Source organism: Vibrio sp. M260121 (genome assembly GCF_036533715.1).
GTDB lineage: Bacteria > Pseudomonadota > Gammaproteobacteria > Enterobacterales > Vibrionaceae > Vibrio.
The window spans coordinates 14,012-27,225 of record NZ_JATABF010000023.1; the positions used below are offsets into that span (position 1 = coordinate 14,012).

At 46.1% G+C, this 13,214-nt stretch carries 9 protein-coding genes; 1 reads left to right on the forward strand and 8 read right to left on the reverse strand.

Translation table 11 applies throughout. From position 1 onward, the window contains the following. Nucleotides 1-65: 65 nt before the first annotated feature. Complete coding sequence (locus QTO06_RS13790) at nt 66-1,478, forward strand: phosphoglucomutase/phosphomannomutase family protein (protein ID WP_331408529.1); 1,413 nt, start codon at nt 66-68, stop codon at nt 1,476-1,478. A 94-nt stretch (nt 1,479-1,572) separates the two neighbouring features. Here the strand turns inward: QTO06_RS13790 and QTO06_RS13795 are convergent, their stop codons facing one another. From QTO06_RS13795 to QTO06_RS13830, 8 genes are all read right to left on the reverse strand, one after another. Further along, a complete protein-coding gene (locus QTO06_RS13795) occupies nt 1,573-2,604 on the reverse strand; it encodes an ABC transporter ATP-binding protein (RefSeq protein ID WP_331408531.1) in 1,032 nt (343 codons plus the stop codon). Then, nucleotides 2,604-4,229, reverse strand: a complete 1,626-nt coding sequence (locus QTO06_RS13800) for an ABC transporter permease (RefSeq protein WP_081233494.1) — start codon at nt 4,227-4,229, stop codon at nt 2,604-2,606. The genes QTO06_RS13795 and QTO06_RS13800 overlap by 1 nt, the downstream gene beginning before the upstream one ends. A gap of 99 nt (nt 4,230-4,328) precedes the next feature. Next, nucleotides 4,329-5,342 carry a Fe(3+) ABC transporter substrate-binding protein gene (locus tag QTO06_RS13805; protein WP_331408532.1) on the reverse strand — a complete coding sequence of 338 codons (1,014 nt, stop codon included), beginning with the start codon at nt 5,340-5,342 and terminating at the stop codon, nt 4,329-4,331. A 153-nt stretch (nt 5,343-5,495) separates the two neighbouring features. Next, complete coding sequence (locus QTO06_RS13810; protein ID WP_050912903.1) at nt 5,496-6,725, reverse strand: ammonium transporter; 1,230 nt, start codon at nt 6,723-6,725, stop codon at nt 5,496-5,498. A 25-nt stretch (nt 6,726-6,750) separates the two neighbouring features. Further along, a complete protein-coding gene (locus QTO06_RS13815) occupies nt 6,751-7,089 on the reverse strand; it encodes a P-II family nitrogen regulator (RefSeq protein WP_005439398.1) in 339 nt (112 codons plus the stop codon). 188 nt (nt 7,090-7,277) lie between these two features. After that, complete coding sequence (locus QTO06_RS13820; RefSeq protein WP_039840266.1) at nt 7,278-7,646, reverse strand: YacL family protein; 369 nt, start codon at nt 7,644-7,646, stop codon at nt 7,278-7,280. A gap of 323 nt (nt 7,647-7,969) precedes the next feature. Then, the gene (gene acnB / locus QTO06_RS13825; RefSeq protein WP_331408533.1) at nt 7,970-10,558 is read right to left on the reverse strand and encodes a bifunctional aconitate hydratase 2/2-methylisocitrate dehydratase; all 2,589 of its coding nucleotides are present in this window, start codon (nt 10,556-10,558) and stop codon (nt 7,970-7,972) included. A 270-nt stretch (nt 10,559-10,828) separates the two neighbouring features. Beyond that, nucleotides 10,829-13,141, reverse strand: coding sequence for a patatin-like phospholipase family protein (locus tag QTO06_RS13830; protein ID WP_331408534.1), 2,313 nt, complete (start codon nt 13,139-13,141; stop codon nt 10,829-10,831). Nucleotides 13,142-13,214 lie beyond the last annotated feature (73 nt).

The window sequence follows — 13,214 nt, forward strand, 5'->3', positions numbered from 1 at the left end:
GTGCATCGGTTCGCTAGCAAAGATTTAAGAGGCGGTGGGATGCCGCTCTTATCGAGGATCGAATCATGATCAAATTTGGTACAGGCGGTTGGCGTGCATTTATTGGTGAGGAGTTCACCAAAGATAATGTACGCTTAGTGGCTCAAGCAGTAGCAAACATTACCAACAACGAATCCGCTGCCGATCGCGGCTTTGTCATCGGCTATGACCGTCGTTTTCTTTCTGATAAAGCAGGTCGCTGGTTTGCAGAAGTATTAGCAGCAAACGGTATTGTGGTTAGCTTTATCGACAAGTTTGTCCCAACGCCTATCGTGATGTTTAAAGCGAAGGAAATGGGCTGCGCGTACTCTGCATGTATTACCGCATCGCACAACCCAGCCGATTACAACGGCATTAAAGTCTTCATTGAAGGCGGTCGTGACGCAGATGAAATCATCACCCAAAAAATTGAATCACAAATCGCTACGCTAACTGCGCAAGATGTTAAAAGCGTCGATTTTGAGCAAGCGGTTGAAGACAAGCTGATTCAAATCATTAACCCAATGAACGAGTTTGTTGACTCGATCATCGACTTTATCGACATCGAAGCTATCAAGAAAGCGAATCTACGCGTGTTGATCGACCCTATGTTTGGTGTTGCGAAAAACGCGCTACAAACCGTGCTGATCAACGGCCGTTGTGAAGTAGACGTGATCAACGACGGCAAAAACCCAGATTTCGGTGGTTTAATGCCATCACCAAGTGCTGCAACCCTTTACCGCTTGATGCACTTAGTGGAACAAGAAGGCTATGATATCGGTATCGGTACCGATGGCGACGCAGACCGTCTTGGTATTATCGACGAGAAAGGTAACTTCATTCATCCAAATGAAGTACTACTTCTGCTTTACTACTACCTACTTGAATACAAAGGCTGGACAGGCTCAGTGGTACGTAACATCGCAACCACTCATCTGTTGGATAAAGTTGCAGAAGATCACGGCGAGAAATGCTTTGAGGTTCCGGTAGGCTTTAAGCACATCAGTTCTCAAATGGAAGCTGACGATTCACTGATTGGCGGTGAAAGCTCTGGCGGCCTAACTATTCGCGGCCACATCAAAGGTAAAGACGGCGTATTCGCATCAAGCCTATTGGTAGAAATGATTTCAGTAACTGGCAAAAAGCTGTCTGAGTTGCTGGATGAGATCTACGGCAAGTACGGTTATGCCTACATGGCGGAAGGCGATTGCAAATTCAAACCAGCGCAAAAAGAAGTGCTGTTCAACAAGATTTATGTTGAGAAGCAGTTGCCTGAGTTTGAGTTTGAAATCGATAAAGTCAGCTACGAAGATGGTGCGAAAGTGTACTTCAAGAACGGCGGTTGGATCATCGCTCGTTTCTCAGGTACTGAACCATTACTACGAATTTTTGCAGAGATGCAAGATAAAGACACTGCAGAACGTGTTCTTCAACAGTTTAAAGACTTCTTGTCTCTATAACTGACACCTTGTGCCCGCTTCGAGCACATTACCTATAGGTGAAGAACACTTGCCCGGCATTAACGCCGGGCCTTTTTCTATTGGGGCAACCAAATTAGGCGAAAGCTAGCACGCCTTGCGTTTCCACTTTTACCGTCACACTATCACCAACATTCAACGCTTGAGTTGAAGTTGCTAACAGTCGGTCACCATTGACATCAATCACGTAGCGGCAGTGGTCACCCATAAAGTGCTGCTCAAGTACTTTTACTGCACTCTCTTCATCCGCCGCGATTTGAACATGTTGAGGACGTAACAGTAATGCACATTCAGCATCCACTTGGATTTCTTGCTGAGCATTAGCTTCCACCACACCGAGATGAGTTTCAAATTCACTGTCAGAAATGCGCTTCGCAGCAAGGTAACTACCACCACCTAAGAAGTCTGCGACAAACTTACTTGAAGGTTGGTAGTAAAGTTCCGATGCCGTGCCATACTGTTCGATCACACCATGATTCATGACTGCCATCTTATCGGCAAAAGCAAACGCTTCTTCACGACTGTGAGTAACGAAAATCGCGGTTACGCCTTGCTCTTTAAAGATCTTGCGAATCTCACGGATCAGTTCATGACGAACTTGAGTGTCGATATTGGAAAATGGTTCATCCAACAACAGAAGATCCGGTTTGTAAGCCAGTGAACGGGCAATCGCCACGCGCTGCTGCTGACCACCAGAAAGTTGGTGAGGATAACGATCACAGTAACCTTTAAGGTGAACCAAGCCGAGCATTTCTTCTACTTTGAGGAGCTTTTGCTGCGCCGTTTCATTTTTCAAGCCAAAAGCGATGTTCTCAGCCACTGTCAGATGCGGGAATAAGGCGTAATCTTGGAAGATCATACCAATATTACGCTGCTCTGGTGGCAACCAGTTTTCGCCGTCATCAATAGTCAGGCAGTTCAAACTCATTTGACCTGAACTCAGAGGAAGCAGGCCTGCAATGGCTTTCAAAAGCGTTGTCTTACCGCAACCACTCGCGCCAAGCAAGCACACGATCTGCCCTTGTTCTACTTCTAAAGAAAGCGATTCAAGGACGGTCTGATCGTCATACTGACAAGTTAGGTTTTTAATCGATAGTGCGCAGCTCATCAGTGATTTTGCTCCAGTGAACGGTTAACAACAACAAGCGGGATCAACCCAACTAGGACCAGTAATACTGCTGGTAGAGCAGCAAGTTCCAAATGCTCATCCGAGGCGAAGTTGTAAACGTACGTCGCCAAGGTTTCAAAGTTAAATGGTCGCAGTAGTAGTGCAGCATTGAGCTCTTTCATCGACTCAATAAACACCAACAAACCAGCAATCAGTGCACCACGCTTAACCAGAGGGAAGTGCACTCGCCAAAGCATGGTATTAGGCGTACAGCCCATGGTACGGGAAGCCATATCCAGTGACGGAGAGATCTTATTTAAGTTACTTTCGACACTACCAATCGCCACAGCGGAGAAACGCACCACCATCGCGAAAATCAGCGCAAACATAGAGCCAGAGAAAATAAGCCCAGGCCTGCCCCATTCCATCGCTTTAGCAATATCGTTAACACGGTGATCCATAAACAACACTGCCACCATTACACCAATCGCAAGTACAGTGCCTGGAACCGCATAACCCAACGAAGAAAGACGCATGAAAGCTAAGCTAGAACGGCCGCCGTTTACGCGTTGACTGAAGTTCACAGTCAATGCAATCGCAACACCTATGATGGCAGCAACGACTGACACCACCAAACTGTTCCATGCATATTCACGAAATTCAGGAGTCCAGCTTTGTGCAAAGTAAGTAATGGCGTAATCAATTAACTGTAGCAATGGGAAAATAAAGGCTACTGCAACGAGACCCCAACACCAAATCAGTGCGCCCCACTTTCGCCAACCTTGAAGTTCATAGCGAAAATCTTCATGGCTATTAAACTGGCTTTGGAACAACTTCTGTTTGCGGCGGCTATAACGCTCTGCGCTCAGTAATAGCACCACGATCATCAACATCATTGCTGAGATCTTCGCGGCTGCATTTAGGTTCGAGTAGCCTAGCCAAGTATCGTAAACCGCCGTAGTAAGGGTGTTCACTGCAAAATAGCTGACGGTGCCGAAGTCACCAATAGTTTCCATTGCAACCAGAGACAAACCAACAGCGATAGAAGGCCTTACAAGGGGTAAAGAGATGCGCCAAAAACTTTCCCAAGGAGAACACTTCAATAAGCGTGCACTTTGTAGCAAAGAAACGTTCTGCTCCATAAATGCCGCTCGACAAAGCAAGTAAACATATGGGTAAAGAACAAGAGAAAGAACGAAAGTTGCACCACTCAAAGTACGGATATCTGGGAACCAATATTCGCCCGGTCCCCATCCGGTTATATCACGTAAGAAGATTTGAATCGGACCAGCAAAATCAAACCAATCCGTAAAAATGTAACCAATGATATAACCCGGCATCGCGAGCGGCAGAACTAATGCCCACTGCAGCCACTTCTCAGTTGGCAATTTACACATCGCCATAAACCAAGCACTTGGAATACCGAGAATCAAAGAAAGGAGCATCACACCAGCAGTCAGAACTACAGTGTTATAGATGTAGGTAGGCATGACCGTCGACATCAAGTGTGTGAACAGGTCATCCGTCTCGCCAATGGCGGTATAGAAGATCGCTAAGATCGGCAAAACCAGTAACAGGGTAATCACCCCACTACTGGTTTTCCATAGAGAATGTTTATTCTTCATTGCCTAAATACTGCAAGGCTGTATGAAATACAAATGCGGCTGCAAATACATCTCATATCCTTTAATCAAATGGGGGTATAGTTATACCCCCACATGGAATTAAAGGTCAAATTTCACTTCATCTAGTAGCTTAATTGCCGCTTCGTGGTGAGAAGCAATGTCGTCTAGAGAAATCGTATCTGCTTTGAAGTCACCCCAAGATTCCACAAGTTCAGAACGCTTAACGCCTTCTTTTACTGGGTACTCGTAGTTTACTTCTGCGTACATTTGCTGCGCTTTGTCACCCGTTAGGAATTCCATTAACTTCACAGCGTTGTCTTTGTTTGGAGAGAACTTCGCCATCGCCATACCAGAGATGTTTACGTGCGTGCCCGTAGTCTCTTGGTTAGGGAAATTGATGTATACCGCGTCAGCCCAAGCTTTTTGCTCTTTGTCGTTAACCATCTTACCTAGGTAGTAGCTGTTACCCAGAGAAACGTCACATAGACCTTCTTTGATTGCTTTAACTTGAGCACGGTCGTTACCTTGAGGCTTACGAGCTAGGTTCGCTTTTACGCCTTCTAGCCACTCTTTAGTCTCAGCTTCACCGTGGTGAGCGATCATAGAAGACACTAGAGATACGTTGTAAGGGTGCTTACCGCTACGAGTACAGATTTTGCCTTTGAACTCAGGCTTTGCTAGGTCCGCGTAGTTGAAGTCGTTACCTAGTTTGCCAACACGGTCACGTGAAGAGTAAACGTTACGAGTACGTAGAGTTAGAGCAAACCACTCGTTTTCTTTGTCTTGGTACTGTGCTGGTACGTTTTCTTCGATGATTTTGCTGTCTACCTTTTGAACCAAACCTTTGTTTGTCAGTTCAGCTAGACGGCTGATATCTGTAGTAAGGATTACGTCAGCTGGGCTGTATTCGCCTTCTTGAGCCAACTTCTCTGCTAGACCTTTTTTCGCAAACTTAACGTTTACTTTGATGCCAGTTTCTTTAGTGAACTCGTTGAACATTGGCTCAACTAGAAAAGGTTGACGGTAAGAGTAGACGTTCACTTCTTCAGCTGCCATTGCTGCTGGAGCTAGAGTTGCGCAAGTAATTGCCGAAAGAGTTAGCAGTTTTTTCATTGTTTAATCCTTTATCATGCTAATGATAACGTTTATCAGTTGCGTTATTATATGCATGTTCAATAAGAAAACAATGACGTGACACAAAAAAACCTGCTCTTTCGAGCAGGTTATTGAATATTTACTTTGTAACGAGTTATTTCGTTATGTCGGCTATTTCACAGTCACGAATTCTGGGTAAGCGCCGACACCACAGTCGTGCATATCCATCCCTTCTAGCTCTTCGTCTTCCGATACTCGAATGCCGATGGTTGCTTTCAAGATAGCCCATACCACTAGGCTTGCACCGAACACCCAAGCAAAGATAACAGCCGCACCTAGAAGCTGTGCACCAAACGTTGCATCACCGTTGCTTAGTGGTACAACCATAAGACCGAAGAAACCACACACACCGTGCACTGAAATTGCACCTACTGGATCATCAATCTTAATCTTATCCAAGCCAATGATGCTGAATACTACTAGCGCACCTGATACCGCACCAATCGCCACAGCATAAAGCGGTGATGGAGATAGAGGGTCAGCCGTGATAGCAACAAGACCAGCTAACGCACCGTTCAGAATCATCGTTAGGTCAGCTTTACCCCAAGTCGTTTTACATACTAGTAGTGCCGCGATTGCACCTGCTGCCGCTGCTGCGTTTGTATTAAGGAAGATTTGGCCTACCGCTGTTGCATTTTCAAAATCAGATACCATCAGCTGAGACCCGCCATTGAAGCCGAACCAACCAAACCAAAGGATAAAGGTACCCAATGTTGCTAGAGGCATGTTTGAACCAGGAATTGGGTAGATTTCGCCGTTTTTACCGTATTTACCTTTACGAGCACCCAGAAGTAATACACCTGCAAGAGCGGCGGCTGCACCCGCCATGTGTACAATGCCTGAACCAGCAAAGTCACTAAAGCCAGCTTCTGATAAGAAACCACCGCCCCAAGTCCAGTAACCTTCCATAGGGTAGATAAATGCCGTCAGTACCGCTGAGAAAATTAGGAAAGACCAAAGCTTCATACGCTCTGCAACCGCGCCAGAAACCACTGACATTGCTGTTGCTACAAATACTACTTGGAAGAAGAAGTCCGACTCTAGAGAGTGGTCTGCACCTTCACCTTGTGTGCCAATTAATGCACCAAATGATGGTAACCAACCGCCTTCACCGTTATCGACATACATAATGTTGTAGCCAACCAATAAGAACATGGTACAAGCGATCGCGTAAAGACAGATGTTTTTAGTTAGGATTTCTGTTGTGTTTTTAGAGCGAACTAAGCCCGCTTCGAGCATGGCAAAGCCTGCAGCCATCCACATGACCAACGCACCGGAAATGAGGAAGAAAAAGGTGTCGAGTGCGTAACGTAATTCAGTTACTGTTGTTGTTAATTCCATGATAATTCTCCAATCCCTTGAATTCTTAAAGTGCTTCTGCGTCCATTTCACCAGTACGGATACGCACCGCTTGGTTCAGGTCGTAAACAAAAATTTTGCCGTCACCAATCTTTCCGGTCTGCGCCGCTTTTGTGATGGCTTCTACCACACGTTCCACATTGTCTGCGTGGGTTGCGATTTCTAGTTTTACTTTTGGTAGAAAGTCGACTTGATACTCAGCGCCACGGTATAGCTCCGTGTGGCCTTTCTGACGACCAAAACCCTTAACCTCTGATACTGTCATCCCTTCAATACCAACATCAGCCAATGCTTCGCGAACATCGTCTAACTTAAAAGGTTTTATAATGGCATTAATGATTTTCATTGAATCTTCTCCGCAGCTTTCATCCTGAAACAATTTTATTAATCCAAGCGGCGTGCCAACTTTTTATCCAATTGATTTATATAGAATTAGTGAAATTAACAAACTTATAAACAAAAAGGGCGCACCATATCGGTGCGCCCTTTTCACAAATATAAGGCAATTCAAGTCTGACTACCCAAAACTGTGCATTAAATGTTCAAAAAGTCTTTCCATTGCTCTATCAAGGCACAAAAGTCTTCTATACCACAGCTGGCTGTACTCTCTGCATCGTAGAAATCAAACTCGCTTTCCATCTCAACATCATAGTCATGCGACAAGCTATTTTCCTGCACTAGCACTTCGTCACCATGAATCATTAAACTGATCTCTGCACCAGTTAATCTATGCTCTTGAGATGGCGAAGAAAATGCCTGATCAATTAAGGCTTCAACTTGCGCAATTTTCGCTGGGTCTTTACCAATTTCTTCTTGCAACCAACGACCTACAATCTCATGCCCCATGCTGCATTTGACATAGTATTCGCCCATCAATGTGTTGCGGATGAATTCAAACTCCATCGTGATCGCCTTTTCGTATCAATTTGGTGCGGAGTATACAGGGAGATTTGAGATGGGAGAAGCGGGACACGGGACACGGGACACGGGACACGGGACACGGGACACGGGACACGGGACACGGGACACGGGACACGGGACACGGGACACGGTTTCATTTTTTCTTTTGAGGGGCAAATACTATCAACGTGTTTTGAGCCCTTACGTTTATCTTTAATATTCCAGCGCTTACCTCCCGATTCCTAGAGCGAAGCGCAGCGCTCCAAAAAAGAAAGCGCCCACCAAATGGTGGGCGCTTAATTAAGTATTAGCAAAGCTAGCTAAAATTATGCTGGCTCTTGGAAGATAACCTCTGCCGCTTTCTTGGTGTACTCATCCATCTTGTGGAAGTTCAAGTAACGGTAAGTATCTGCAGCTGTCGCATCGATTTGCTTCGCGTATTCCAAGTACTCTTCCTTCGTTGGAATCTTACCTAGAATTGCACCAACCGCCGCTAGCTCAGCTGAAGCAAGGTATACATTTGCACCTGTACCTAGACGGTTCGGGAAGTTACGCGTTGAAGTCGACATTACCGTCGCTTTATCTGCTACGCGTGCTTGGTTACCCATACATAGAGAACACCCTGGCGTTTCAATACGAACACCTGCGCGGCCGTAAATACCGTAGTAACCTTCTTCCGTCAGTTGATCGCGGTCCATCTTCGTTGGTGGCGCTACCCATAGACGAGTATCTAGTTGACCACCGAATTGCTCTAGCAGTTTACCTGCTGCACGGAAGTGACCAATGTTAGTCATACAAGAACCGATGAATACTTCATCAATCTGTGTGCCTTGCACTTCAGACAGAAGACGCGCGTCATCTGGATCGTTTGGTGCACATAGAATTGGTTCGTGAATATCCGCTAGGTCGATTTCGATGATGTGCGCGTATTCCGCGTCTGCATCCGCTTCCATCAACTCTGGGTTAGCCAACCACTCTTCCATCGCTGTGATACGACGCTCAATAGTACGACGGTCGCCGTAACCTTCCGAGATCATCCACTTAAGCATAGTGATGTTTGAGTTTAGGTATTCCTCGATAGACTCTTGAGATAGCTTAACGGTACAACCTGCTGCTGAACGCTCTGCTGACGCATCTGATAATTCGAATGCCTGCTCAACCGTTAGGTGCTCAACACCTTCGATTTCTAGTACGCGACCAGAGAACTCGTTGATCTTACCTGCTTTCTCAACCGTCAATAGACCTTGTTGAATTGCGTAGTAAGGAATCGCGTGCACAAGGTCACGTAGCGTGATACCTGGTTGCATTTCACCTTTAAAGCGCACCAAGATTGACTCTGGCATATCCAGTGGCATAACACCTGTCGCCGCAGCGAACGCAACAAGACCGGAGCCTGCTGGGAATGAAATACCTAGCGGGAAACGAGTATGCGAGTCACCACCTGTACCTACAGTATCAGGCAGAAGCATACGGTTTAGCCATGAGTGAATGACACCATCACCCGGACGAAGTGATACACCGCCACGGTTCATGATGAAGTCAGGTAGAGTATGGTGCGTGTTTACATCGACTGGTTTTGGATACGCAGACGTGTGACAGAATGACTGCATCACAAGATCAGCTGAGAAGCCCAGACACGCAAGGTCTTTTAGCTCATCACGAGTCATAGGACCGGTTGTATCTTGAGAGCCAACTGTGGTCATCTTAGGCTCACAGTATTGGCCTGCGCGTACACCTTCAACGCCACATGCCTTACCTACCATCTTCTGAGCTAGTGTGTAGCCTTTGTCAGATTCAGAAGGGTCAACTGGCTTAGCAAACAGGTCTGTTTCTTCTAGGCCCAGTGATGCACGAGCACGGCTTGTTAGGCCACGACCAATGATAAGTGGAATACGACCACCAGCACGAACTTCATCAAGCAGTACTTTGCTCAGTTCAAAGCTAGAGATCTCTTCACCGTTTTTACGTACAACGCCTTCGTATGGGAAGATATCAATGACATCACCCATGTTCATGTTCTGTACGTCTAGTTCGATTGGGAGTGCGCCAGAGTCTTCCATCGTGTTGTAGAAGATAGGAGCAATCTTACCGCCTAAACAGATACCACCAGTGCGCTTGTTTGGTACGTATGGGATATCTTCACCCATAAACCAAAGCACTGAGTTAGTCGCTGACTTACGAGAAGAGCCCGTACCAACAACATCACCCACGTAGGCTAGTGGGATGCCGTCTTTTTGTAGCTCTTCAATCTGATTGATAGGACCAACGCTGCCTGGTTGATCTGGCACGATGCCATCACGCTCCATCTTCAGCATCGCTTTTGCGTGTACTGGGATATCAGGACGAGACCAAGCATCTGGTGCTGGAGACAAGTCATCGGTGTTGGTTTCACCAGTAACTTTAAATACTTTAACAGTAATCTGTTCCGCGACTTTCTTCTTCGATGTGAACCATTCTGCGTCTGCCCATGATTGCAGGACTTGCTTCGCGAATGCGTTGCCAGCTTTGGCCTTCTCTTCAACATCATAGAAAGCATCAAACATCAGTAGGGTATGAGATAACGCTTTAACTGAGATTGGTGCCAGTAGGTCATCATCTAGGAATTCAACTAGAGGCGCGATGTTATAACCGCCTTGCATCGTACCTAGTAGCTCAGCCGCTTTTTCACGGCTTACTAATGGTGATTCCACTTCACCTTTTGCTACCGCCGTTAGGAAACCCGCTTTTACATAAGCAGCTTCATCTACACCCGGTGGGATACGGTTTTCTAGTAGGTCAAGAATAAAGGCTTCTTCACCTTGTGGGGGATTTTTCAGAAGTTCAACAAGTCCAGCAACTTGTTCAGCGTCTAGCGGTTTAGGAACAACTCCTTCGGCAGCACGCTCTTCGACGTGTTTACGGTAGGCTTCAAGCACGACTTTTTTCCTCTCATTGCGGTTCCTCCTTTTTAATTACTATTTTTCAAAGTAAAGGAGTGAACATCCTTGGAAACTTGGCTCTCCATTGCCCTTGTTTTCATTCAATTCTGATTGAGAAACAGCGCCGTAGAGGCCAAACTGTGGGCGAAAGGATAGCAAATTTAACGTTAAATTAAAATCTCATCATTTTGACCAACATAGCAACTTACGACTAAAGTCCGGTAAATTTTGGCTAAATATGCGGAGATCTTGCTGTCCTATTCCCGGTTATTTAAATGATGTTCCAACGATCAGGTACACGGCATCTAAATCTTGCTCGGTACGACCATATGCCAACATGATCGGTCCTATTGGAGAATCTACCCCAAAGAAAATCGATGCAGCATTGTACAGTGGTGCCTCATGCAACTTAAGATCGTTGTCTGACCAAACACCACCGTGTTCAAGGGATGCACCTAAATACACTGGTGCTTCAAACAGCCCGAAGTCGTTATCCATCCATTTATAACGATACACCAAGCTGGTATAGAATAAGTTCTGCCCAATCAAACTGTTACGTGGAATGCCTGAGAGATTCAAGAAACCACCAAGCTCACGCGGGTCTAAAGGTACTGACGAGTTTTTGCTCTCAACAAAGCTATATTCCGCTTGTCCGACTAAAGTATGACGACTATGAGTCACTGCTCCCTTGAAACGCGCGGTAATCTCGTAAACGGTATCTTCGATATTACCGACTGGGTTTAACTGACGAAAATCCTCTGGAGTCTTATCGTGAGAAACTAGGTAATCCAAATCGATCAACATACCGTGCGTTGGGAAAGCGAAATCGTCCAAGGTATCTAGGCGGTAATTAGCAAATGCACCCAAACGTTCATAATCAAGCTCACCGAAAGACTGAAAAGTGGATGCTTCGATAGTCCCTTTGGTATAGCGCCCGCCAACTCGGAACTCTTGCCATAACGTTGGTTGCACACCGGCGGCAAGCTCTGTAATAAACTCGGTGTAAGAAACCGGCAGGTAATCGTAGACGGACCCAATATCGGGGCTTTCAAAGTTAGCAGAGAGGTTTCTATTCTCTGTGTTGTAATTTACTTTGCTAGACACAAACAACTGCTGACTCGAAAGCACTGGAGAGTAAAGCTCTGCCTCAATCAATTTATCCGTGCCCATATCCACATTGAAGGTCAACTCAGCGCCGTGAGAGTTCAAGTTGGTGAAGTTGGCCGACATGCCGATGCCATATTGACTATCGGTATTGAAATCATCTTCTAAGAAGAAACGGAAGTTTAGGTAGTTTGGACCCCAAGATTTTTCGTTCACTTCAAAGACGAGTATGTTCACCCCATCGATTTCTTCAAAGTGATAAGTGATTAGCTCAAAACGATCCAGTGCATAGAGATTTTCTACCGCTTTTTCGATCTCAGCCGTTTCTAGGGGGCGTCCTGTGTCTAACTCAAGTCGGTTAGTCAACAGCACATCACTGTAGTGGGTATTGTTCACAAGAACGATTTGGTCGACAACACGCTCATCGCCATACTCAAGGTTCTTGCGCATGTCTTGCTTATGTTCGATGTATTTCTGGTACTCCGTATTCGACACACTCAGCCCTTCAAGCTTTGACTTTAGCCCTCGAGTGATCTCATAACCCGCTTTAAAAGCGTCTGGCATTTTGTCGAATTCGACCGTTTCCATTTGCCCTACATCAGGACGAATGTAGACATCATCACCGCTTAGCGTTTCCGCTTGTTCTTGAGTACTGCGGCGAACTAGATAGTTGGAGAGTTGGTCTGCGACGGCAAATAAGCCGGTAAAGTCCTCTTCACTTTTGTAATCGGTACTAATATCAACAGCAATCACCACGTCGGCGCCCATTGCGCGAGCAACATCAACAGGCATGTTATTGACTACCCCACCGTCCACCAGCATATGACCATTTAGCTCGTATGGAGGAAGCGCGCCAGGCACTGACATACTCGCCATCATGGCATCAACTAGATAACCGTTATCTAAGACGACCTCTTCCAGCTCGACTATATCAGTCGCGACGGAGCGGTATGGAATGGCAAGATCATCAAAAGAGTTAAAACGGCCAAGGTTGCCTGTGGTTTCACGCAGAATGCGCAGCATGTTTTGGCCTTGCACCACGCCAGTTGGTGAACGCACTTCACCAAACCTCAAACCTAAGTCAGTGGTGATTTGATAACGGTCTTCGTATTCTTTGTCGCGGACGCGACGTTGGCTGCGGTCGACACGGTCTCGATAACCGCGGTTCCAATCGACACTGTAGATAAAACTTTCGATTTCATCAGCGCTCATTCCCGTGGCATATAGACCACCGACATAGGCACCCATGCTAGTCCCGGTGATGATATCAACGGGAATATTCATCTCTTCCAGCGCCTTCAAAACCCCGATGTGAGCGGCTCCTTTAGCCCCACCGCCAGCCAGTACGACGGCGATTTTAGGACGAGCTTGATCATCACTGACTTGCTTAGCAAAGGAAGGCGTTGCAATCAAAAAGGAACAGACCCAAAGCGCAATACAACGCTTCCATGGGTTTGAGATCGACTTTTTGAACATTCACTTCTTCCTTTACTGAATATTGAACACCTACTTTTACTAAGATTTGAACAACTTCACAAGTCAGTGATGG